We start from the raw sequence: 22,624 nt of genomic DNA on the forward strand, positions 1-22,624 counted from the left end.
GCTGGGATTTGCGCTGCCCTCCGCCGCGCATCCGATTGCAGGCCATCATGGCAGTGCCGCAGTTTCGCCTTCCGGGGAAAGCCATGCCGGTGCAGCCATGCCAGCCGCATCGCATCATGTTTCCTGGACCGGCGCGCACACTGGCCATGACGCCCCCCAGAATGCCGACACCGGCAATTGCTGCTCAGGCGCTTGCATGGCGGTTGCGGTTCTTTCCTTGCACACAGAAGAAATCTCCCTGACGCAGCCTGTGCGCTGGAAGCAAGTGAATTCGCAGCTGCCGTCACAGGAGCAGATCGCTCTGCTGCGTCCTCCAAGAGCCTGAGACATCTGAACCGTTTTTAACGGCCCGTTACTAACTCCTGCATCCGTAGGCAGGAGCCGTTCAGATATTTCTCAGGAAAATCACATGAAATCTCTCTTTCTGGCCGGGGCGGGCGCCCTGCTGCTGGGGGCGTGCGCCAAATCGCCAGCGGCGCTGCCCGATACCGCCGCCCTGCAGCATGCTGCGGCGCCTTCCGGCCCCTACCGGTCCCTGAATTACCAGTCTCCCTTCCGGGGATTTGAAAACCACACGCCCAGCGGCCCGGCGTCCTGGCGCGGTGTTAACAAGCCGCAGGAGACCCACTGATGACAGTGAAAACCCGGCGCGTCCTCTTGGCGTCTCCCCTGGTGCTGGCCGCCTGTTCGGCTGCGGTGCCGGAAAAATACACCAGCCCGCAGGCCGGGTTTCAGGAGGTCGCCAGCCAGACCTCGGCCGCGATAGGCAAACGCACGGCCTTTACCCAGACACAAGCCCAGAACGCAGCGCTGGCCAAGGAAGTCCGGCAGATGGTGCATGGCCAGACGATCTCTGCCGACACCGCGGTGCAGGCGGCGCTTCTGAACAACAAGGGATTGCAAGCATCTTACGCCGCGGTCGGCCTGTCGGCGGCGGAGGCCTGGCAGCAGATGACGCCGGAAAACCCGGTGGTCTCGATTGGCCTCTTGGGGATCGGGGCACCGGAACTGGGCCTGTACCGGGCGCTGGAATCCACTATCGCCGTGAACCTGCTGGACGTGAAGACCCGCAAGCAGCGCGTTGCCGTGGCTGAGACGCAGTTCCAGCAGGCGCAGCTGAACGCGGTGAACGATACGCTGGCGCTGGCTGGGCAGACCCGGCTGGCCTGGATCAATGCCGTAGCGGCGTTTGAGCGGCTGAGCTACCTGCGCCAGGCTAGCGGGACGGCTGCGGCGGGGGCCGAGCTGGCCAGCCAGCTGGGCAGGACCGGCGCGCTGAACAAGGCGGGCCAGGCGCGGGAGTTTGCGTTCAATGCGGAGCTTGCAGGCCAGGTCGCCCGCGCCCGGCTGGAGGCGCAGCTTGCGAAAGAAGAGCTGACACGGCTGATGGGCCTGTGGGGCAGCGACGCCAATTACTATGTGCCCGACGCGCTGCCGCCCCTGCCCAAGTCGCTGAGCAAAGTGCCGGCCATTGAAAAGGCGGCGCTGCAGAATTGGGTGGACCTGCAAGTGGCCAAGCTGGGGCTGGAAGCGCAGGCTCGGGCCTTTGGCCTGACCGACCGGACCCGGCTTGTCACCGATCTGGAGCTGATAGCCGGGGTCGAGTCCGAGCGTGAGCGGGAGGACGGGGAAACGGAAACCGAGACCCTGCCGCAGCTTGAGCTGGAATTCGTCATCCCGGTGTTCGACACCGGCAAGGCGCGGATGCGCAAGGCGGAGCTGTCTTACATGCAGGCCGCCAATGCGCTGGCGGAACGGGCGGTGAATGTCCGCTCCGAGGCCCGCAGCGCAGAGCTGGCCTACTACTCCTCATACGAAATCGCCCGCCACTACCGCGACGTGCTGGTGCCGCTGCGCCGGACGATCGAGGAGGAAGGGCTTCTCAGCTATAATGGCATGATCACCAGCACCTTCGAACTGCTGACCGATGTGCGCGAAAAACTGGCGGGCTCGCTGGAAGCGGCCAACGCCAAGCGCGACTTCTGGCTGGCTCAGGCAAATGTCAGCGCCGCGATTTACGGCGGCGGTTCCGGCTCAGCCCCGCAGGGCGGCAGCGCGGAAATCGCTGCTGGCGGCGGCGCAGGCCATTGAAAGGATCAAATGACATGATGAACAGACGTCAAATGCTTGGGGCCGGCGCCGCAGGTGCTGCACTGGTGTCCAGCCAGGCCTGGGGCAAGACCGCCAACATGGGCCTGCCCGAGGCCGCCAGCATGGATACCGCGGCAACCCAGCCGCCGCTGGCCCCCTCCACCGGCCCGGACTACAACCCGGTGGTCACCCTGAACGGCTGGACCCTGCCGTTCCGGATGAACAACGGCGTGAAGGAGTTCCACCTGGTCGCCGAACCGGTCGAGCGGGAGCTGGCCGACGGCATGATCGCCCACCTGTGGGGCTACAACGGCCAGTCCACCGGCCCCACCATCGAGGCGGTGGAGGGCGACCGGGTCCGCATCTTCGTGACCAACAAGCTGCCGGAGCATACTTCGGTGCATTGGCACGGGATGATCCTGCCTTCGGGCATGGACGGGGTCGGAGGGCTCAGCCATCCGGGCATCCCGCCGGGCAAGACCTTTGTCTATGAGTTCGACCTGATCAAATCCGGCACCTTCATGTACCACCCGCACGCGGATGAGATGGTGCAGATGGCGATGGGCATGATGGGCATGTTCATCGTGCATCCCAAGGATCCGGCCTTCATGCGCGTCGACCGGGACTTCCTGATCATGCTCAACGCCTTCGATATCGACCCCGGCTCCTATGTGCCGCGGGTGATGGAGATGACGGACTTCAACCTGTGGTGCTGGAACAGCCGGATCTTTCCGGACATCGACCCGCTGGTGGTGAACCAGGGCGACCGGGTGCGGGTCAGGACCGGCAACCTGACCATGACAAATCACCCGATCCACATGCACGGCTATGACTTCGAGGTCACATGCACCGATGGCGGCTGGGTGCCAGAGAGCGCCCGCTGGCCGGAGGTGTCGATCGACATTCCGGTTGGTGCCATGCGTGCCTACGAATTTGATGCGGTGCATCCGGGCGACTGGGCGATCCACTGCCACAAGTCGCACCACACGATGAATGCGATGGGCCACGACGTGCCGACGTTCATCGGCACCGACAAGCGCAAGCTGACCGGCCAGATCCGCAATCTGCAGCCGGAATACATGCCGATGGGCACCGCAGGCATGGCCGACATGGGCGAGATGTCGATGCCGCTGCCAGACAACACCGTGCCGATGATGGCCGGCTGGGGCCCGCACGGGCCGCTGGAAATGGGCGGCATGTTCTCGGTCGTGAAGGTGCGCGAAGGCATTGATGCAAACGACTACAGCGATCCCGGCTGGTACGAAAACCCGCCCGGCACCCAGGCCTATGAGTGGACCGGCGAACTGCCGGACTTGGCCCGCGCAGAAGACGCGCAAACCCGCATTACCCCGAAACCAACTGCCAAGGGCTGACCGGCCCCTGGCACCCAACCAAACCTGATGAGGAGACACACATGAACAAGATCCTATCGGCAGCCCTGATTGGAGCTCTATCCGCGTCGCCGGCTTTTGCAGGCGGCACCCACGGCGGCGGCCACCATGATGAAATGGAGGTCGGCAAACCGGGCGAGGCGGCCCACGCGGACCGGGAAATCGCCGTCACCATGAAGGAGACCGACGACGGCGGCATGATCTTCGAGCCGTCCAGCTTTTCTTTTGCCAAAGGCGAGACGGTCAAATTCATGATCACCAACGAAGGCGAACTGGAGCATGAGTTCGTGCTGGACACGCCTGAGCGCAATGTCCACCACAAGGAGCTGATGGCCAAGATGGACATGGAGCATGACGACCCCAATTCGGTGCGCCTGGATCCGGGTGCCAGCGGGGAAATCGTCTGGACCTTTACCAATCCCGGCACTTTTGAGTTCGCCTGCCTGATCCCCGGCCACTACGAATCCGGCATGTCCGGGCCGGTTGCGGTGCTCGAAGGCGGCGGCACCTTCACTGCGGGCACGGTCAAGAAGGTCGACGCCAAGTCCGGCAAAGTCACTATCAAGCACGAGGAGCTGGTCGATCTGGAAATGCCTGCGATGACCATGGTGTTCCGGGTTGCGGATGCAACAATGCTTGACCAGCTGGAGGCAGGCAAGAGCATCGAGTTCGTCGCCGAGCGGGTCAACGGCAAGCTGACCGTGACGGCGCTGAAATAACCGGCGGCGGAGGCCGGAATGCCGGCCTCCGCCTTTGTCAAACCCCAGCGGTTCCTGCCAGACCCTAGAAGCAGAAGAACACTAACGTTCCGGCGCCGCTGGTGAACATCAGACAACAGGCAATCATTCCCGCGATGCTGGATCTGCATACTCTCACACACGACGCCGCGGGCGCTTTCGGGTTCTGGTATGATGATACCGCACCCGGATGGCTGCATCCGGTGATGCATCTGGTTCTGGTGCTGGCGCCCGCGCTGCTTGTGCTGACCTTGGCAGGCCAGGCCGCCTGGCTGCTGCGCCAGCGGTTTCTGCGGCGGGCGGCACCGTTTGTGCCGCCCCAGTTCCCGGCAGGCGGTCTGGAGCCGGGGCTGCCACGCCATATCCTGCGCACGACCGGGCGGCAGCAAACGGTCCTGGTTCTGCTCAGCCTGACCGCGATGCCGATCCTTTACCTGACCCTTGAGCTGCCCAAGCAGATCGTGAACCGGGTCTTCGAAGGCGCAGAAGCCGCGGTCCCGGTCCTGGGCTTCGAGGTTTCGCAGGTCTCGCTGCTGTTTCTGCTCTGCGGCGCCTATCTGGCGGCCATCACGCTCAACGGTCTCAACAAATACTGGCTGAACATCCGCAAGGGCCGGGTTGCCGAAAGTTTCGTGCGCCGGCTGCGGCTGGCCATCTACCGCCAGTGGCGGCGGGATCAGCCCGCGGAGCGCCAGCCGGCCATCATGCCGGTTCTTGGCCCCGAGGTTGAACCAGTCGGCGGCTTTGCCTCGGAACTGCTGACTGTCCCGCTGCTGCAGGGCGGGACGCTGGCGACGATCCTTCTGTTCATGTTTGTGCAGGACCCGATCCTGGCCGCCGCAGCCCTGACGGTGCTTCCGCTGCAGCTGATCATCGTGCCGCGGCTGCAGCGGCGTGTGAATGCAGTGTCCCGCAAACGGATCCGCGAGATGCGACTGCTTGGTGAGAACCTGGACAGGGACATGCGGGCTTCGGGGCGGGGCGCGCTGCCGGTTGCGCGCAGTTTCCGGCAACTGCAGGACCTGCGCCTGCAAATCCACCGGCTGAAGTTCCTGGCCAAGGCGATCAACAACTTCCTGACTGCCCTCACCCCGTTCCTTTTCTATTCCTTGGGCGGCTATTTCGTGCTGCAGGAACGGGTCTCGCTGGGCGCGCTGGTGGCGATGCTGTCAGCGCACAAGGAGTTCTCCTCTCCGCTGAAGGATCTGTTCCGCTTCTACCAGCAAAGCGAGGACGTGCGGATCCGCTACCAGGAAATACGCGCTTTCGCGTTCCGGTCAGGCGGGGCATCCGGTCCGGCAAACGGAGAAAGGCAGCAGAGTCCAGGCAGATTTTCGGCCGAAATCGGTATTTCATTCCCCCAGTAGGAGAAAAGAACCTCATGAGGAAAACCATTGCCATCGCAGTTGCAGCAGCCGTGTTAGCGGCAGCAGCCTTCTTTGTGTACAACAGCACCGGCAGAAACGATGCGACCGCGCAACGCTCTGTTCTGGAGCCCGGTGCGCCGCTCACCGCGGTTCAGTTGCCACCGGAGTTGAGCGAGGCCGCGACAATCGGCAAGCGCGCCTTTGACGCGGTCTGCGCCGATTGCCATGGAGAGAATGCTGCGGGGCGCAACGGCATGGGACCGCCGCTGGTCCACAAGATCTATGAGCCCTCGCACCATGGTGATGCCGCCTTTTTGCTCGCCGTCCGCAACGGCGTGCGCGCGCATCATTGGGATTTCGGAAGCATGCCCGCTCAGCAAGGGCTGACCGATGGCGACGTCAAAGGCATCACCCGCTACGTGCGGGAGCTGCAGCGGGCAAATGACATAGATTAACCCGGGCGCACAACAGTCTCGCGCAGGCAGAGCTTCGTGGGTGGACTTCTCCGGCTTTTGCGGAGGGTGTCTTTCCCTGCCGTGAGGAAAACAGCGTTCGGGCGGCTGACATGCGTGGCTGGCGGCAGGATACTTCGCGAACGCGTGCCGGGCATTCCCCAAGGAAGGCTGCCCGACAGCAGCTCCCGGAACGGCCCTCCGGGAACCAGCCTCCGCCACCCTCTTGAAGCAGCCACAAGCAGCAGTGCCGCAGAGATATTCCTAAGCGGTGAGTTCAGCCGAAGGGTCAGGAAGGGGGCATACCGCCCCCTCCCCTTGCCCCGGTCAGGCCGCCGGCATCCGCTGCTCAACAATCTCCGCCCACCAGCTGCAGCCCGCGGGAATGGCGTCGTCGTTGAAGTTATACTCCGGGTGATGGACCATCGCGGTATCGCCGTTGCCCATCAGGATATAGGCGCCGGGGCGCTCTTCCAGCATGAAGGCGAAATCCTCTCCACCCATCACCAGCGGCGCGTCCTCGCAAGAGCCGGAGACGCTGGCCGCCACCTTGGCGGCAAATTCGGTCTGCTCCTCATGGTTCACCATCACCGGATAGCCGCGGTGATAGGTGACATCGGCAGTGCCGCCAAAGGTCGCCGCGATCCCGGTGCAGACCTCGTTGATCCGCTTCTCGGCCAGGTCGCGCATCTCCTTGGACATGGTACGCACGGTGCCCTTGATCTGCACTTTCTGCGGGATCACGTTGAACGCCTTCGAGGATGTCTCGAAGGACGTGACGGAGACCACGATCTGATGCACCGGATCGGCGTTGCGCGAGGCGATGGTCTGCAGCGCCAGCACGGCTTGCGCGGCCAGAACGGTGGTGTCGACGGTCTCATGCGGCTTGGCAGCATGGCCGCCGCGGCCCTCAAAGGTGATGTCGAACTGGTCGGTTGCAGCAAAGAACGATCCCGGGCGGATGGCAAAGGAACCCAGCGGCTGGCCCGGCCAGTTGTGCAGGCCATAAACCTCCTGCACACCCCAGCGGTCCATCAGACCGTCGTCGCACATCACCTTGGCGCCGCCGCCGCCTTCCTCGGCGGGCTGGAAGATCACCACCACGGTGCCGTCGAAATTGCGGGTCTCCGACAGGTACTTGGCCGCGCCCAGCAGCATCGCGGTGTGGCCGTCATGGCCGCAGGCGTGCATCGCGCCGGGGGTCTTGGATGCATACTCCAGCCCGGTCTGCTCATGGATCGGCAGCGCGTCCATGTCGGCGCGCAGGCCGATCACCTTGCCGGAAGTGTCCGCCTTGCCCTTGATCACACCAACAACGCCGGTGCGGCCGATGCCGGTCACCACCTCGTCGCAGCCAAACTCCTGCAGCTTCTCCGCCACCAGCGCGCTGGTGCGATGGGTTTCGAACAGGATTTCAGGGTTTTCGTGGATGTCACGGCGCCAGGCGGTGATTTCATCCTGCAGTTCGGCAAAGCGGTTCTTGACCGGCATTTCTCACTCCTTTGGTTGTCTTTCCCCGCAGCCTCAGGCCGCGGGCATTCTTCGTTCCACCAGCTCGGCAAACCAGCTGCATCCCAGCGGGATCGCTTCGTCGTCAAAGATATAGGCCGGGTGGTGGCACATCTGGGTGTCGCCGTTGCCGAGGAAGATATAGGCGCCGGGGCGCTGCTCCAGCATGTAGGAGAAATCCTCGGACGGCATGATCGGCGGGGTTTCGGCATTAACCTTGGCAGAGACCGCCTGCGCCGCCTCCACCGCATGGGCGGTGCCGTTTTCATCATTGATTGTAACGGGATAACCCGGATCCCATTCGACCTCGGCCGTGGCGCCAAAGGCGGCTGCGGTGCTTTCGGCGACCCGGCGCACCCAGTCCTCGGCCTGGGCACGGTATTCCGGGTCCAGCGTGCGCACGGTGCCCTGCAGCTTGGCGGTGTGGGCAATCACGTTGGAGGCTGTGCTGTCGGTCTCAAAGGTGCCGACGGTCAGCACCACGCGTTTGACCGGGTCCACGTTACGCGACACGATCGAGTGCAGCGAGACCACGATCTGCGAGGCAACCAGCGTCGTATCGATCGCCTCATGCGGGGCGGCGGCGTGGCCGCCCTTGCCGGTAACGGTGATGGTGAATTCATCGGATGAGGCCATCAGCGGACCGGGGCGGATGGCGAACTCGCCTACCGGCAGGCCCGGCATATTGTGCAGCCCATAAACCTCCTGGATGCTCCAGCGGTCCATCAGGCCGTCGTCGCACATCGCCTTGCCGCCGGCGCCGCCTTCTTCGGCCGGCTGGAAGATCAGCACCGCCTTGCCGTCGAAATTCCGTGTCTCCGCAAGGTACTTGGCCGCCCCCAGCAGGATCGAGGTGTGGCCGTCATGGCCGCAAGCGTGCATTACGCCGGGCGTCTTGGAGGCATAGTCCACACCCGAGGCCTCGGGGATCGGCAGCGCGTCCATGTCGGCGCGCAAACCGATGGCACGGCCCGAGGTGTTGGTCTTGCCCTCGATCACCGCCACCACGCCGGTCTGGCCGACGCCGGTGGTGATGTCGGTGATGCCGAACTCCTTGAGCCGTTCCACCACAAAGGCGGCGGTCTGGTGCACCTCGTACATCAGTTCGGGGTTCTCGTGCAGGTGATGGCGCCAGGCCGTGATCTCCTGGTGCATCTCGGCAAAGCGGTTCTTGGCCGGCATTTTCCCCTCCCCTTTACTGTTACAGGTCACGTTGCGGCAGACTGTCCGCGAAAAAACTTAGCTTCGCAAGTATCCGGTCCTTCAGAACGCGGCGGAAGCCGTCGGAACGGGGGTGACGTGCGTGCACCCCCTGTGCACCTCCTGTACACCCCCTTGGCATCAATCTGCGCATCATGCGTCCGGTTTCAAGGTGTCGCAGCCTAGGCCCGCAGCTTCCCGACCAGCGCGCGCATGAACGCGTGGCCCGCGTTGAACTGGGCCACGGTGATGTACTCGTTGGGCTGATGCGCCTGGGCGATGTCACCGGGACCGCAGATCACCGCGGAGTAGCCGGCCTGCTGAAACTGACCCGCCTCGGTGCCGTAGCTGACCACATGGGAGCCGTTGTCGCCGGTCAGGGCGCGCACCAGCGCTTCGGCCTCGCCATCCTGTTCCGGCACCAGACCGGGGACGTCGAAATGCTTGGACACGTCAATCCGGGCGTCCGGGTGGACCGCCTGCATCTCTGCCTCGACCTCGCGCACCTTCTGCAGATAGGCGGCTTCCCAATCGGAGGCATTCTCTCCGGGGACCACCCGGAAATCCATCATAAAGCGGCAGTCCTTGGCGGTGATGTTATGAGCGGTTCCGCCCTCGATCATGCCGACGTGGCAAGTGGTCCAGGGCGGGGTGAACATTGCCTGCACCTCGCCCGGCTCCTTGACCATGTTCCGAGCGTTCTGCTGGTTGGCCCAGTCGATCAGTTTTGCGCCCTGCATGATGGCGCTGACGCCGGTGTGCATGAGCGAGGAATGCACCTCGAACCCGACCAGATGGGTGGCATAGCCGGTGCCACCCTTGTGGCCGGTCACCGCCTTCATCATCGAAGGTTCCCCGACAATCACGGCGGAGCCTTTGGGCAGCACGGGCTGCATGGCTTCGATCATCGGCGGCGCGCCGGTGCAGCCGATCTCCTCGTCAAAACTCAGCGCCAGCTGCAGCGGGCGTTTGACACCTTGCTCATGCGCCTCGACCAGCGCCCAGATGGCGAGCGCATCAAAGCCCTTCATGTCGCAGGTGCCGCGGCCGAAGTATTTGCCGTCCTTCTCCACCACCGTGAAGGGATCGGTGTCCCAAGGCTGTCCGTCCACTGGCACCACGTCGGTATGGCCCGACAGCACCACGGCGCCTTCTTCCACCGGTCCCACGTGGGCAAAGACGGCGGCTTTGTGCGGCTGCTCCGGGTCCACCCAGCGGTGGCTTTCGATGCCGTGTAAGGCCAGATATTCCTGCACCCAGTCCACCAGCGGCAAGTTGGTGTCCCGGCTCACCGTCGGGAAGGAGACCAGCTTTTGCATGATCTCCAGCGGCGTCAGCTTGGCATCCATGTATCAGTATCCGCTGTCAGTGGTCAGCACGAAATGGCCGGGCTCCAGCTCCAGGTATTCCGACGGTTCCGGCTCATAGCCCACTTCGTGGATCGGCGACGGGATCGGCTTGAAGTTCAGCTCCTTCTCCGACTTCCGCTGACGCGGGTCGGCGATCGGAACCGCCTTCATCAGCGCCTGGGTATAGGCGTGCAGCGGGTTCTCGAACACGCGGTCGCGCGGGCCGAGTTCGACGATGCGGCCCAGGTACATGACGCCGACCTGATGGCTGACGCGCTCGACCACCGCCATGTCGTGGCTGATGAACAGGAACGAGAGGCCCAGTTCCGCCTGCAGCTCCATCATCAGGTTCAGGACTTGCGCCTGCACCGACACGTCGAGCGCCGAGACGGCCTCGTCCGCGACAATCAGCTTGGGGTTCAGGGCGAGCGCGCGGGCAATGGCGATCCGCTGGCGCTGGCCGCCGGACATTTCGTGCGGGTAGCGGCGCATGAAGCTGCGCGGCAGGTGGACCCGGTCAAACAGGCTGGCGACGCGGTCGTGCAGTTCGGATCCGGAGGCCAGGCCGTAGTTGCGGAGCGGTTCTGCCACCTGGTCCATCAGCTGCATCTGCGGGTTCAGGGAGGCAAAAGGATCCTGGAAGATCATCTGCATGTCCTGGCGCGCCTTGTGCATTTCGGACGAGCTGAACTTAAGAACGTCGCGTCCCTCAAAATTCACCTTGCCTGACTGCGGCTCGACCAGCCGCAGGATCGAGCGGCCGGCCGAGGACTTGCCGCAGCCGGATTCGCCCACCAGCGACAGGGTCTGGCCCTTGAAGACCTTGAAGGAAACGTCTTCGACGGCGTGCACGTTGGAGATGGTGCGGCGCAGGAGGCCGCCCTTGACCGGGAAGCGGGTGGTCAGGTTCTGCACGTCCAGCAGCACCTCGTCGGTGCCCTTGATCGGCTCGATCTTCTGGTCCTCGACACCCATCAGCTTCATCGGCTCGGGGTACTGCTTGCCGCGCATCTCGCCCAGTTTCGGAACTGCCGCCAGCAATGCCTTGGTATAGTCGTGCTTGGGGTTCTCGAAGATCTCCTCGACCGGGCCTTCCTCAACCTTGTTGCCGCGGAACATGACCACGACGCGGTCGGCCATCTGGGCGACCACCGCCATGTCGTGGGTGATGAACATCACCGCAGTGCCGGTCTCGCGCTTCAAGCGGTCCATCAGCGCCAGGATCTCCGCCTGGATGGTGACGTCGAGCGCGGTTGTGGGTTCGTCAGCGATCAAGAGCCGCGGCTCGCAGGCCATCGCCATGGCGATCACCACCCGCTGGCGCATGCCGCCCGACAGTTCATGGGGGTACTGTTTCAGGCGGCGCTCTGGCTCGGGGATGCGGACCTGGCGCAGCAACTCCAGCGCGCGCCCCTCAGCCTGGGACTGGGACATGTTCTTGTGGATGCGCAGACCTTCGGTCAGCTGGCGGCCAACGGTGAACACCGGGTTCAGCGCCGTCATCGGTTCCTGGAAGATCATGCCGATCTCATTGCCGCGAATTTGCTTCATCATCTCCTGCTCGGAGGTGGCGAGGTTGGTCTCGCCGCCCTCGCGGCGGTTGAACAGCAACTCGCCGCCCGCGATTTCGCCGCCGCCGAACTCCACCAGACGCATCAGCGACAGCGAGGAGACCGATTTACCGGAACCGGATTCACCAACGATACAAACGGTTTCGCCCGGGCTTACATCAAAGGAGACATTCTCGACACCGACAACCGGACCGTCCTTGGTCTGGAACTCCACGCGCAGATTTCGAATGGACGCAATTGCGTTGTCGAGCATGACGGCTTCCCTATCTTTCATTCCCCGGGCCAGCCACAGATGGCGGCCTCAGCACCCGGAGTAAACTCCACTTTGCACAAAAATGCTCATGCAAATAATGCATAGGCTTTTCGAAATTGGAATTTGCAATTTCCCGGGAAGTGGTTTTCGATACCCCCGTGGTTGCCTGCAGGACGGTATGCACCGGCCTTTCCGGAAACTTGTTAAGAGTGCTTAATGTCTGCGCTTTTGGCCTGTGTGCAGGCGCGATTGCGACCCTTCCGCAGCGATGCGGCAAATCTCCGGGCCCGATGCGGTCCGGCCAACAAAAAGACACGAAACGTGTCCGACAAGGAGTGTGTGATGAAACTCAAATCCCTTTTGATGGGGGCCGTTGCCACGGCCGCGCTGGCGCCAGCGGCCTTTGCTGAGCGCGGGTCCGATGGCCAGGTCAACATCATCTACTGGCAGGCGCCGTCGATCCTGAACCCGTTCCTGTCCGGCGGCACCAAGGACATTCAGGCCGCTTCGCTGGTGATCGAGCCGCTGGCCCGCTATGACCCCGAAGGCAACATGATCCCCTATCTGGCCTCGGAAATCCCGACGGTTGAAAACGGCGGCGTCAGCGAGGATCTGACCTCGATCACCTGGAAGATCGCGCCGGGCATCAAATGGTCCGACGGCACCGACTTTACCGCCCACGACGTGAAATTCACCGCCGATTACTGCATGCATCCCGAAGGCGGCTGCGCCCAGCTGACCAAGTTCGAGGGCGTGAGCTCGGTCGAGCTGCTGGACGACATGACCGTCAAGGTTAACTTCGACAAACCGACCCCCTTCCCCTATGGCCCGTTCTCCGGCGGTGAAAGCCCGATCCTGCAGAAGGCGCAGTTCGAAAACTGCATGGGCGCCCGCGCACCGGAATGCACCGAGGCCAACTTTGGCCCGATCGGCACCGGCCCGTTTGTGGTGGATGAGTTCAAGCCGAACGACGTGATCACCATGTCGGCCAACCCCAACTACCGCGACCCGGCCAAGCCGGCGTTTGCCAAGGTGCTGTTCAAGGGCGGCGGTGACGCCACCGCTGCGGGCCGCGCGGTGATGGAAACCGGCGAGTTCGACTATGCCTGGAACCTGCAGCTGGCGCCGGAAGTGATCGCGCAGATGGAAGCAGGCGGCAAAGGCAAGCCGGTTGCGGGCTTTGGTTCGCTGGTGGAACGCATCATGCTGAACCAGACCGACCCGTCGCCGGACCTGCCGGAGGGCGAGCGCTCCACCGCCAAGCATCCGCATCCGTTCCTGAAGGACCCGGCCGTCTACAAGGCGATGTCGATGGCCATCGACCGTCCGCTGCTGGTCGAAATCGGCTATGGCAAGGCCGGCAAGGTCGGCTGCAACTGGGTGCCTGCACCTGCAGCCTTTGCCTCCGACACCTTTGACTGCTCCACCCAGGACATCGAAGGCGCCAAGGCGATGCTGGAGGAAGCCGGCTATAAGGACACCAATGGCGACGGCGTGCGGGAGACCCCGGACGGCAAGCCGATGAAGATCCTGTACCAGACCTCGACCAACGCCGTGCGCCAGGACTTCCAGGCGCTGATCAAGGAGTGGTGGGGCCAGATCGGCATCGAGTCCGAGCTGCGCAACATCAACGCCTCGGTGTTCTTCGGCGGTGACCCGGGTTCGCCCGACACCTTCCAGAAGTTCTATGCGGACGTGGAAATGTACGCCAACAACTTCGACGGCACCGACCCGCAGGCCTATCTGGCCAACGGCCTGTGCGACAAGGCGCCCAAGCCCGAGTCGCAGTGGCAGGGTGAGAACATCTCGCGCTTCTGCAACGAGGAGTTCGACCAGCTGCACGCCGAGCTGACCAAGACTGCCGGCCTTGAGGCCCGCGCCGAAATCGGCCGCCGCCTCAACGACATCATGGTCGAAAACGGCGGCATGATCCCGCTGGTGCACCGCGGCCGCCTGTCGGCGCATTCCAACACGCTGGGCGGCGTTGACCTGAACGTGTGGGACAGCGAGCTGTGGAACGCAGCAGACTGGTACCGCATCAAGTAAGCAGCGCTTGCCTCACTTGGGGCCCTGACGTTACATCGGGGCCCCTTGCCATTCTGCATTGGTTACGTTTAACCGCCTGCGCGTGACATGGATGTGAGGCCTTCCCCGCCTGCTCCGACCTTAATACAAGTTGCAAAGGCGCCTACCTGATGCTGACCTTTACAATCCGGCGGCTGATCCTGGCAGTTCCGACACTGCTGTTCATCAGCCTCGTGATCTTCCTGCTCCTGGAGCTCGCCCCCGGCGACCCGATGGCGCAGGTTCCCCTGACCGTCCCCCCCGAAGTCAAAGAAAAGATGCGCGAGGCGCTTGGCCTCGGCCAGCCGATGCATATCCGCTTCTGGAAGTGGCTGGTGCAGTTCTTCTGGATCGAGCCGCAGGTTCTGATCGACCATTACCTGGGCACGTCCTTTTCCGCAGGCGACCTGCGGGTGATCTCCTGGCAGACCCGTTCGCCGGTGATGGACATCGTGATCCAGCGCATCCCGCAGACCCTGTGGGTCGTCGGCACCGCCTATGTGGTCGCCATCCTGATCGCGCTGCCGATCGGTATCTATTCCGCCTACCGCCAGTACAGTTGGTTCGACCAGCTGGGCACTTTCGTGTCGATGGTGGGCTTCTCGGTGCCGCCGTTCTTCTCGGGCGTTCTGGTGATCGTGATCTTCTCGGTGCAGCTGGGCTGGTTCCCGTCGATCTATGACACCACCCATGTGGTCGACAGCTGGGACGCCTTTGTTTACCAGCTGAAGCAGATGATCATGCCGGTGATGGTGCTGGCGCTGCAGATCACCGCGCAGCTGAGCCGCTTCATGCGCGCCTCGATGCTGGACAACCTGAACCAGGATTACGTGCGTACCGCCCGCGCCAAGGGCCTGAGCGAGTATGTCGTGGTGATGGTCCACGTCCTGCGCAACTCGATGATCCCGGTGGTGACCGTGATCGCGCTGGGGATCCCGTCGATCTTTGGCGGCGCCATCATCACCGAGCAGGTGTTCAAGGTGAACGGCATCGGCCAGCTCTTGATCGGCGCCATCCAGGCCAACGACCTGCCGATGGTGCAGACGCTGACCTTCATCTTTGCGGTGCTGATCGTGCTGTTCAACCTGATCGCCGACGTTCTGTACGGCATTCTTGACCCGAGGATCCGCTATGACTGACAAGGAACGCTTTGTGCCCGACGAAGGCATGGCGCCCGCCTCGACCGCGGTCCCCGGTGCAGGCGCGCTGGAGGAGCTGCACAACCCGCCGCGCAGCCAGTGGCTGGATGTGTGGGACCAGTTCAAATCCCACCGCGGCGCGCTGATGGGCGGGGCCCTGTTCCTGTTCATCATCCTGGCGGTCTATGCCGGCCCCTACGTGTGGGACATCGACGCCACCAAGATCGATATCCGCGCCCGCAACCAAGGCCCCAGCTGGGCGCATCCCTTTGGCACTGACCAGCTGGGCCGCGACATGCTGGCCCGGATGATGGCGGGCGGCGCGACCTCGGTTTCCGTGGGTCTGACCGCGATGCTGCTGGCGCTGTTCCTGGGCTCCTTCATCGGGGTGCTGGCCGGCTTCTTCAAGAAGCTGGACGGCCCGCTGATGCGGATGACCGACCTGTTCCTGGCGCTGCCGCTGCTGCCGCTTCTGCTGGTGATGATGCTGTTGTTCCGCGAGCCGCTGAACGCGGCCTTCGGCCCGGAACAGGGGATTTTCATCCTGATCGTGGCCTCGATCGGGGTGACCAGCTGGATGCCCACCGCGCGGATCGTGCGCGGCGACGTGCTGGCGCTGAAGGAGCGCGAGTTCGTGATGGCGGCGCGCTCCATCGGCACCACCAACCAGAAGCTGATCACCCGGCACATCCTGCCCAACGTGCTGTCGCCGATCATGGTCTCGGCAACGCTGGGGATTGCCACCGCGATCATCACCGAGTCGTCCTTGTCCTTCCTCGGCCTCGGCTTCCCGCCGGATTTCCCGACCTGGGGGCGGCTGCTGTTTGATGCCACCGACTATCTGCAGCAGTACCCGGAGCGGGTGTTCTGGCCCGGCATGGCGATCTCACTGACGGTGCTGAGCGTGAACTACCTGGGCGACGGGCTGCGCGATGCGCTGGACCCGCGGATCCGGGGCCGCTGAGGCGGGACGCCTGCACACATTCAAATAAAAACATACCTTCTGGCCGCTTTCCTCAAAGCGGCCAGTTTGTTTTGCAGCACCCGTTTCCGGCAAAATCACTATTTCTGCCGGGCCGCCCAGGCCGGAACTTTGTTCCGCCTTTACCCAGCTCCGCAAACCGCCCGGCACTTGCGGCGGTGCTGCAAACCCGTCATTGCGGGAAAACGTTCCGAATCCGCAGCTGGAGAGTGCAATGTTCGAAACATTCGGTTTTGAGGATACCACGGCACGGGAGGTTTCCGTCCTCTTCGCCCTTGCCATCGGTGTCCTGTTCGGCGTGCTGGCGCAGCTGACCCGCTTCTGCTTCCGCCGCGCGCTGGCAGGCGAGGACCGCCGCCAGGCTGCCGGTGTCTGGGCGATGGCATTGGCGGTGGCGGTCGCTGGCACCCAGGCGGCGGTGGCGCAGGGCTGGATCGGTTTTGCGGAGCACCGGCTGATGGCGCAGGATCTGCCGCTGCTGGCCATCGCCGCCGGCGGGCTGATGTTCGGTGCCGGTATGATCCTGACCCGAGGCTGCGCCTCGCGCCTTCTGGTGCTGGCGGGCAGCGGCAACTTGCGGGCGCTCATGGTGATTGCCGTTTTTGCCGTCACCGCCCATGCCACGCTGAAGGGCCTGCTGGCGCCGGTGCGCACCGCGCTTGGATCGGTCACGGTCCTTGCGGGCGAGCAGATCTCCCTTGCAGCCCTGCCCGGCGGCGCACTGCTGTGGAGCGGCCTGATTGTCGCCGCAGCCCTGTTTACCGCGCTGCGCTCCGGCAACCGTGTACTAACGCTTGCGGGCGCAGCGGCGCTCGGCGTGCTGGTGCCCGCGGCCTGGGTTGGCACCGGCTTTGTGCTGTTCGACGAATTCGACCCCATCGCGATGGAAAGCCTTTCCTTCACCGCACCTGCTGCCGACACGCTGTTCTTCGTGATCGCCTCCAGCTCCATCCCTGCAGGGTTCGGTGCCGGGCTGGTCGGCGGGGTACTGGCCGGTGCGCTGGCCGCAGCTGTGCTCAGCGGCAGCTTCCAGTGGCAAAGCTTCGAAAGCCCGCGCCAAACCGGCCGTTACCTGGCTGGTGCGGTGCTGATGGGCATTGGCGGCGTGCTGGCGGGCGGCTGCACCGTGGGCGCCGGGCTGGCGGGCATTCCAACCCTCAGCCTCGCCGCCCTGCTGGCGCTGGCCTTTATCGCGCTTGGCGGCCTTGGCATGAACGCCGCGCTTAGTGCAGCTTCTTCCGGATCCGCTGGATCCCCAGCCACACCAAGGCAACAACCGGCAGGGTAACCGCTGCGATCAGGAGTTTCTTGCTGACCCCGTACCTCTCTGCAAACGGCAGGAAGAAGTCTGAGACCAGAGACACCGCGTAGTAACTGACGGCCACCACCGACAGCCCCTCCACCGTGTGCTGCAAGCGCAGGGCAATGTCCGAGCGGCGGTCCATGCTGGCCAGCAGCGCCTGGTTCTGGGCAGAGCGCTCCACATCAACCCGGGTCCGGAGCAGCTCGCCTGCCCGGCGCGCCCGGTTCGCCAGGGTCTCCAGCCGCTTTTCGGTGGATTTCACCGTGCGCATGGCAGGTTCGAACCGGCGCAGCATGAATTCCGCAAGCGTCTGGAATCCCTCGTGCCGGTCCTCGCGCAGCAGGCTGACCCGCTGATTGACCAGGGCGTCATAAGCCCCTGTTGCGCTGAAGCGAAAGGCAGAGCGTGCGGCCATCGCCTCCAGCTCAGCCGAGACGGTCAGCAGCTGCGACAGGGTCTGCTCGGCCGGAGTGGACCCGCCGGTCATCTCCACCATCATCTCGCTCAGATGAGTGTCCATCGCGCTGATCGAAGGAGTCAGGCCGCGGGCGCGGGAGAACCCCAGCATCGCCATCGCCCGGTAGGTCTCGATCTCGCACAGGCGCTGGACGATCCGCCCGATGCGCTGGCTGCCGGTCTCGGCATTCGGCAGCACCGCAAACCGCATATGACCAGCCGGATCGATGCGGAAATCCCCGGCCACCACGGCGCTGTCGTCCAGCACCCGGGAGACCGCAAGGCTTTCCGGCACAAACCAGTCATGCAGGGTTTCCTTCATCTCCGCCGCTTTGCTGCGCGGCACAACCCGGATCAGCGCGGAAGTGATCCGCTGGCCGGGGGCCTCTGCCAGCCAGTCCGCGGGAAAGACGTCAAAATCCGCCGGGTCGAAGGCCCGCGCGCTGACGCCGTCGCGGTAGACGGTGTAGCTGACAAATTCCGTGTGCTGCTCCCATTTGATCATGTGGCGGCCGATTTGCGCCGCGTGATGCGTCGCCCCCGGCTTGGGGTGCGGCGCCCCGTGGCGGTCCAGCAGGTCGGTCAGATGCTTCAGATCCTGCATCCGGTCGCGGTGTTCCGCCTCGTTCGGCTGCTTGACCGCCAGATACACAACCGTGCTGGGGCAAGACATGGCGGGGAACGGGCGGGCGTGCAGCTCATTGGTGAGCGTGTAGCGCAAGGGGTGATCCTGGATCGGGGGCATTCTGGTCTCCGGGGCAATGCCGCCGACCATAGAGAGCCCTTGCAAACATGTACAGAAATGTTTTATTTCAATGTGTTAGCAGGATGCAATGGTATACAATGCAGGTGTTGCAGGGGCTCTGCCCCCGGCCCGCGCGGGCCTTCCCCGGGATATTTTCAGCCAGATGAAGGATCCGGAAAGAAAAAGGCGCCCCGGTTGGAGCGCCTTTCGTTGTCATATGACCGTTGGCTTACTGGATCATGCCCAGCAGCGTATCGAGGCTCTGCTTTGCATCGCCGTAGAACATGCGCGTGTTTTCCTTGAAGAACAGCGGGTTCTCGATGCCGGAATAGCCGGTGCCCTGGCCGCGTTTGGAGACGAAGACCTGTTTCGCCTTCCAGCACTCCAGAACCGGCATGCCGGCGATCGGCGAGTTTGGGTCCTCCTGCGCCGCAGGGTTCACGATGTCGTTGGAGCCGATCACGATGGCCACGTCGGTGGACGGGAAATCGTCGTTGATCTCGTCCATCTCCAGCACGATGTCATAAGGCACCTTGGCCTCCGCCAAGAGCACGTTCATGTGGCCCGGCAGGCGGCCTGCGACCGGGTGGATGGCGAAGCGCACCTCCTTGCCCTTGGCCCGCAGGCGGCGGGTCAGTTCGGCGACGTTCTGCTGCGCCTGCGCCACCGCCATGCCGTAGCCGGGGATGATCACCACGCTGTCGGCCTCCTCCAGCGCCGCTGCCACGCCGTCGGCGTCGATGGCGATCTGCTCGCCGTCGATCTCCATCGCAGGACCCGCGGTGCCGCCGAAGCCGCCCAGGATCACCGAGATGAAGGAGCGGTTCATCGCCTTGCACATGATGTAGGAGAGGATCGCACCGGAAGAGCCGACCAGCGCGCCGACCACGATCAGCAGGTCATTGCCAAGCGAGAAGCCGATCGCCGCCGCGGCCCAGCCGGAGTAGCTGTTCAGCATCGAGACCACCACCGGCATGTCGGCGCCGCCGATGCCCATGATCAGGTGGTAGCCGATGAACAGCGCCGCCAGCGTCATCAGCAGCAGAGGCAGGAAGCCGCCGGAATTGAAGTACCAGATCAGGCAGATAAAGGAGAGGCCCGCGGCGCTGGCGTTCAGCATGTGGCCGCCCGGCAGCTTGGTGGCGGCCGAGGTGACCTTGCCCGCCAGCTTGCCGAAGGCAATCACCGAGCCGGTGAAGGTGATCGCGCCGATGAAGATGCCGAGGAAGAGTTCCACGCGCAGGAAAGCGATCTCTGCCGGGGTTTTCTTGGCGATCAGCTTGGCGAAGGTACCGAGCTCATCGGTGCTGGCAGCGGATGCCACATTGCCGATCTCGAAATGGGCGATGAAGCCCACGAAGACCGCGGCCAGACCGACCAGCGAGTGCATCGCGGCGACCAGCTGCGGCATCTCGGTCATCTGCACCCGCTTGGCGACATAGGTGCCGATGATGCCGCCGCCCGCGATCAGCAGGATCGACAAGAGCCACAGGCCCGAGCCGGGGCCGATGAGGGTGGCAAACACCGCCAGCCCCATGCCGGCAATGCCGTACCAGACCGCGCGCTTGGCGCTTTCCTGGTTGGAAAGCCCGCCCAGCGACAGGATGAAGAGAACAGCCGCAACGACATAGGCGGCGGTGGTGAAACCGTAATCCATGTGCCCGGCCTCCTTAAGATTTCTGGAACATGGCGAGCATGCGCCGGGTGACGAGGAAGCCGCCGAAGATGTTGATCCCGGCCATGAAAACGCTGAGCGCGGCGAGCAGGATCACCAGGAAGCTGCCCGATCCGATCTGCATCAAGGCGCCCAGGATGATGATCGAGGAGATCGCGTTGGTGACCGCCATCAGCGGCGTGTGCAAGCTGTGCGCGACGCCCCAGATCACCTGGAAGCCCACGAAACAGGCCAGCGCAAAGACGATGAAATGCTGCATGAAGCTGACCGGCGCGAACAGCCCGACCAGCAGCAAGAGCGCGCCGCCGCCCGCCAGCATCGTGACCTGGCTCTTGGTCTGCGCCTTGAAGGCCTCGATTTCCTTGGCGCGTTTTTCCTCCGGCGTCAGTTCCGGCACGGTTTCCTTGGGCTTGGCCGCAATTGCCTGAACCTTGGGCGGCGGCGGCGGGAAGGTGATCTCGCCCTGATACGCCACGGTGGCGCCGCGGATCACGTCGTCCTCCATGTTGTGGTTGACCTGGCCGTCTTTCTCCGGCGTCAGGTCAGCCATCATGTGGCGGATATTGGTGGCGTAAAGCGACGAGGACTGCGCCGCCATCCGGCTGGGGAAATCGGTGTAGCCGATGATGGTGACGCCGTTGTCGGTGACGACCTTCTCGTCCTTCACAGTGCCCTCGACGTTGCCGCCGCGCTCTGCCGCCAGGTCGACGATCACCGAGCCCGGCTTCATCGCCGCCACCATGTCGGCCAGCCACAGCTTGGGCGCGTCGCGGTTGGGGATCAGCGCGGTGGTGATGACGATGTCCACCTCCGGCGCCAGCTCGCGGAACTTGGCGAGCTGCGCTTCGCGGAATTCCGGAGAAGAAACAGCCGCATAGCCGCCGGTGGCGGCACCGTCCTGCTGCTCCTCCTCGAAGTCGAGATAGACGAACTCGGCGCCCATCAATTCAACCTGCTCGGCCACTTCCGGGCGCACGTCGAAGGCATAGGTGACGGCACCCAGCGAGGTCGAGGTGCCGATGGCGGCAAGCCCCGCAACACCGGCGCCGACCACCAGCACCTTGGCCGGGGGCACCTTGCCCGCGGCGGTGATCTGGCCGGTGAAGAAGCGGCCGAAGTTGTTGCCCGCCTCAATGACGGCGCGGTAGCCCGCGATATTGGCCATGGAGCTGAGCGCATCCATCTTCTGCGCGCGGGAGATCCGCGGCACCATTTCCATGGCGATCACATTGGCGCCCTTGGCCTTGGCGAGCTCCATGCCCTCTTCGTTTCCGGCCGGATTGAAGAAGGAAATCAGCGTCTTGCCCTTGGTCAGCCGCTTCAGCTCGGTGGCATCCGGCTGGCGCACCTTGGCGACGATATCGGCCGCTTTCCACAGCGCCGCCGGTGTCTTGATGATCTCGACGCCCGCGGCTTCATAGGCGGCATCGGAAAACCCCGCCGCCGCCCCGGCCCCGGCCTCGATCGCGCAATCATACCCCAGCTTCTGCAGCTGACGCGCAGAGTCCGGCGTCATCGCTACGCGGTTTTCACCCGCAAATGTTTCTTTTGGTGTTCCTATTTTCACCTTGTCGGTCCCCCTCGTCCTGCCCGTGCCAGCATCCTCTGGGTACGGATCACAATAATTTTCTCTACAATGCGCAAGATTGTTGCGCAAGGATTTTGCTGCGTTGCCGCAAAGTCATGCCGCAATGCCGCGTTCCGGTCAGATCCAGCGGCGCACTTTCCGTTCATAACGGGCCCAGTCGGCGCGGAACGTCCGGCGCATCCTATCTTCCTCGGGAATGACGAAACGCTTCTCCAGCACCCAGAGGAAAACCGGGATCAACGGCAGCGACAGCACCGCATCGAACCACAGGATAAGGCCCGCCAGGATCAGCACATCGCCCAGGTAGATCGGGTTGCGGCTGCGGCTGAAGATGCCCGACTGCACCAGGTGGCTGGGTGTCTGATGCGGCAGGACCGTGGTCTTCTGCCGTCGCATCTCGGTGATGGCGAGCAGCGCCAGCAGCAGTCCGCCGCCCAGGAGGATACCGCCCAGGAACTCCGCCCAGGCGCCTCCGAAGGAGAGCCCGACCGGAAAATGCCGCGATTGCAGCCATGCGGCCAGGACAAAGCCCGCGAGCCAGACCGGCGGCACATCGAACCACTTCATCAGGCCCTGCCCCCTTGCAGAATATGTCCTGAAATCATGCACATCGCGGGCAGTTTTCCCTTATCCGTCCTGGCCGTCCAGACCGGTTCGGCCGGGACTGAAAGAAAAGGACAAAATGCCCTTCGTGCCGCAGAAACGACGAATCTGTTCCGGCTTGCGGCATGATCCTGCACAAATTCACCGGT

General features: G+C 63.8%; 18 protein-coding genes. 10 read left to right on the plus strand and 8 right to left on the minus strand.

Going from position 1 to position 22,624, the window contains the following annotated elements; translation table 11 throughout:
* Positions 1–409: 409 nt before the first annotated feature.
* From ACXAED_RS01675 to ACXAED_RS01700, 6 genes are all read left to right on the plus strand, one after another.
* On the plus strand, positions 410–631 hold the full coding sequence (locus ACXAED_RS01675) for a hypothetical protein (RefSeq protein WP_475046399.1): 222 nt from the start codon (positions 410–412) through the stop codon (positions 629–631).
* A complete protein-coding gene (locus tag ACXAED_RS01680; protein WP_475046401.1) occupies positions 631–2,091 on the plus strand; it encodes a TolC family protein in 1,461 nt (486 codons plus the stop codon). Before ACXAED_RS01675 ends, ACXAED_RS01680 begins: the two co-directional genes overlap by 1 nt.
* 14 nt (positions 2,092–2,105) lie before the next feature.
* Positions 2,106–3,464: a multicopper oxidase family protein gene (locus ACXAED_RS01685; RefSeq protein ID WP_475046402.1), complete on the plus strand. Its 1,359-nt coding sequence runs from the start codon at positions 2,106–2,108 to the stop codon at positions 3,462–3,464.
* Between the two features lie 41 nt (positions 3,465–3,505).
* A complete protein-coding gene (locus ACXAED_RS01690) occupies positions 3,506–4,201 on the plus strand; it encodes a copper-binding protein (RefSeq protein WP_475046403.1) in 696 nt (231 codons plus the stop codon).
* A gap of 101 nt (positions 4,202–4,302) precedes the next feature.
* Positions 4,303–5,586, plus strand: coding sequence for a 6TM ABC transporter family protein (locus tag ACXAED_RS01695; protein ID WP_475046405.1), 1,284 nt, complete (start codon positions 4,303–4,305; stop codon positions 5,584–5,586).
* A gap of 14 nt (positions 5,587–5,600) precedes the next feature.
* Positions 5,601–6,041, plus strand: a complete 441-nt coding sequence (locus ACXAED_RS01700; protein WP_475046407.1) for a c-type cytochrome — start codon at positions 5,601–5,603, stop codon at positions 6,039–6,041.
* Between the two features lie 324 nt (positions 6,042–6,365).
* On the opposite strand, the gene ACXAED_RS01705 is transcribed toward ACXAED_RS01700, so the two are convergent.
* The 4 genes from ACXAED_RS01705 to ACXAED_RS01720 all read right to left on the minus strand — a co-directional run bounded on the left by ACXAED_RS01705 (position 6,366) and on the right by ACXAED_RS01720 (position 11,920).
* Positions 6,366–7,529: a M20 aminoacylase family protein gene (locus ACXAED_RS01705; RefSeq protein WP_475046409.1), complete on the minus strand. Its 1,164-nt coding sequence runs from the start codon at positions 7,527–7,529 to the stop codon at positions 6,366–6,368.
* A 33-nt stretch (positions 7,530–7,562) separates the two neighbouring features.
* The gene (locus ACXAED_RS01710; protein ID WP_475046411.1) at positions 7,563–8,729 is read right to left on the minus strand and encodes a M20 aminoacylase family protein; all 1,167 of its coding nucleotides are present in this window, start codon (positions 8,727–8,729) and stop codon (positions 7,563–7,565) included.
* 200 nt (positions 8,730–8,929) lie between these two features.
* Positions 8,930–10,096: an acetylornithine deacetylase gene (gene argE / locus ACXAED_RS01715; protein WP_475046413.1), complete on the minus strand. Its 1,167-nt coding sequence runs from the start codon at positions 10,094–10,096 to the stop codon at positions 8,930–8,932.
* Between the two features lie 3 nt (positions 10,097–10,099).
* Positions 10,100–11,920, minus strand: a complete 1,821-nt coding sequence (locus tag ACXAED_RS01720; RefSeq protein ID WP_475046415.1) for an ABC transporter ATP-binding protein — start codon at positions 11,918–11,920, stop codon at positions 10,100–10,102.
* Positions 11,921–12,262: 342 nt separating this feature from the next.
* On the opposite strand from ACXAED_RS01720, the gene ACXAED_RS01725 reads away from it, so the two are divergent.
* The 4 genes from ACXAED_RS01725 to ACXAED_RS01740 all read left to right on the plus strand — a co-directional run bounded on the left by ACXAED_RS01725 (position 12,263) and on the right by ACXAED_RS01740 (position 17,393).
* Positions 12,263–13,966, plus strand: a complete 1,704-nt coding sequence (locus ACXAED_RS01725) for a peptide ABC transporter substrate-binding protein (protein ID WP_475046417.1) — start codon at positions 12,263–12,265, stop codon at positions 13,964–13,966.
* Between the two features lie 149 nt (positions 13,967–14,115).
* On the plus strand, positions 14,116–15,123 hold the full coding sequence (locus ACXAED_RS01730; protein ID WP_008556597.1) for an ABC transporter permease: 1,008 nt from the start codon (positions 14,116–14,118) through the stop codon (positions 15,121–15,123).
* On the plus strand, positions 15,116–16,087 hold the full coding sequence (locus tag ACXAED_RS01735; protein ID WP_475046419.1) for an ABC transporter permease: 972 nt from the start codon (positions 15,116–15,118) through the stop codon (positions 16,085–16,087). Before ACXAED_RS01730 ends, ACXAED_RS01735 begins: the two co-directional genes overlap by 8 nt.
* Before the next feature lie 232 nt (positions 16,088–16,319).
* A complete protein-coding gene (locus tag ACXAED_RS01740) occupies positions 16,320–17,393 on the plus strand; it encodes a YeeE/YedE family protein (protein WP_475046421.1) in 1,074 nt (357 codons plus the stop codon).
* On the opposite strand, the gene ACXAED_RS01745 is transcribed toward ACXAED_RS01740, so the two are convergent.
* From ACXAED_RS01745 to ACXAED_RS01760, 4 genes are all read right to left on the minus strand, one after another.
* Positions 17,329–18,609 carry a DUF3422 family protein gene (locus ACXAED_RS01745; protein ID WP_475046422.1) on the minus strand — a complete coding sequence of 427 codons (1,281 nt, stop codon included), beginning with the start codon at positions 18,607–18,609 and terminating at the stop codon, positions 17,329–17,331. The genes ACXAED_RS01740 and ACXAED_RS01745 overlap by 65 nt on opposite strands.
* Positions 18,610–18,838: 229 nt before the next feature.
* A complete protein-coding gene (locus ACXAED_RS01750) occupies positions 18,839–20,266 on the minus strand; it encodes an NAD(P)(+) transhydrogenase (Re/Si-specific) subunit beta (RefSeq protein WP_475046423.1) in 1,428 nt (475 codons plus the stop codon).
* Between the two features lie 13 nt (positions 20,267–20,279).
* Positions 20,280–21,851 (minus strand): Re/Si-specific NAD(P)(+) transhydrogenase subunit alpha, encoded by a 1,572-nt coding sequence (locus ACXAED_RS01755; RefSeq protein WP_475046425.1) that lies wholly within the window; start codon positions 21,849–21,851, stop codon positions 20,280–20,282.
* A gap of 138 nt (positions 21,852–21,989) precedes the next feature.
* The gene (locus tag ACXAED_RS01760; RefSeq protein WP_475046426.1) at positions 21,990–22,439 is read right to left on the minus strand and encodes a methyltransferase family protein; all 450 of its coding nucleotides are present in this window, start codon (positions 22,437–22,439) and stop codon (positions 21,990–21,992) included.
* Positions 22,440–22,624 lie beyond the last annotated feature (185 nt).

Source organism: Leisingera sp. ABM4_103 (genome assembly GCF_056158685.1).

Coding starts and splice junctions, on each gene's coding strand:
- ACXAED_RS01740 (WP_475046421.1), top strand. CDS start 16,320: ATGTTCGAAACATTCGGTTTTGAGGATACCACGGCACGGGAGGTTTCC.
- ACXAED_RS01685 (WP_475046402.1), top strand. CDS start 2,106: ATGATGAACAGACGTCAAATGCTTGGGGCCGGCGCCGCAGGTGCTGCA.
- ACXAED_RS01760 (WP_475046426.1), bottom strand. CDS start 22,439: ATGAAGTGGTTCGATGTGCCGCCGGTCTGGCTCGCGGGCTTTGTCCTG.
- ACXAED_RS01700 (WP_475046407.1), top strand. CDS start 5,601: ATGAGGAAAACCATTGCCATCGCAGTTGCAGCAGCCGTGTTAGCGGCA.
- argE (WP_475046413.1), bottom strand. CDS start 10,096: ATGGATGCCAAGCTGACGCCGCTGGAGATCATGCAAAAGCTGGTCTCC.
- ACXAED_RS01750 (WP_475046423.1), bottom strand. CDS start 20,266: ATGGATTACGGTTTCACCACCGCCGCCTATGTCGTTGCGGCTGTTCTC.
- ACXAED_RS01680 (WP_475046401.1), top strand. CDS start 631: ATGACAGTGAAAACCCGGCGCGTCCTCTTGGCGTCTCCCCTGGTGCTG.
- ACXAED_RS01705 (WP_475046409.1), bottom strand. CDS start 7,529: ATGCCGGTCAAGAACCGCTTTGCCGAACTGCAGGATGAAATCACCGCC.
- ACXAED_RS01710 (WP_475046411.1), bottom strand. CDS start 8,729: ATGCCGGCCAAGAACCGCTTTGCCGAGATGCACCAGGAGATCACGGCC.
- ACXAED_RS01690 (WP_475046403.1), top strand. CDS start 3,506: ATGAACAAGATCCTATCGGCAGCCCTGATTGGAGCTCTATCCGCGTCG.
- ACXAED_RS01675 (WP_475046399.1), top strand. CDS start 410: ATGAAATCTCTCTTTCTGGCCGGGGCGGGCGCCCTGCTGCTGGGGGCG.
- ACXAED_RS01730 (WP_008556597.1), top strand. CDS start 14,116: ATGCTGACCTTTACAATCCGGCGGCTGATCCTGGCAGTTCCGACACTG.
- ACXAED_RS01720 (WP_475046415.1), bottom strand. CDS start 11,920: ATGCTCGACAACGCAATTGCGTCCATTCGAAATCTGCGCGTGGAGTTC.
- ACXAED_RS01735 (WP_475046419.1), top strand. CDS start 15,116: ATGACTGACAAGGAACGCTTTGTGCCCGACGAAGGCATGGCGCCCGCC.
- ACXAED_RS01745 (WP_475046422.1), bottom strand. CDS start 18,609: ATGCCCCCGATCCAGGATCACCCCTTGCGCTACACGCTCACCAATGAG.
- ACXAED_RS01725 (WP_475046417.1), top strand. CDS start 12,263: ATGAAACTCAAATCCCTTTTGATGGGGGCCGTTGCCACGGCCGCGCTG.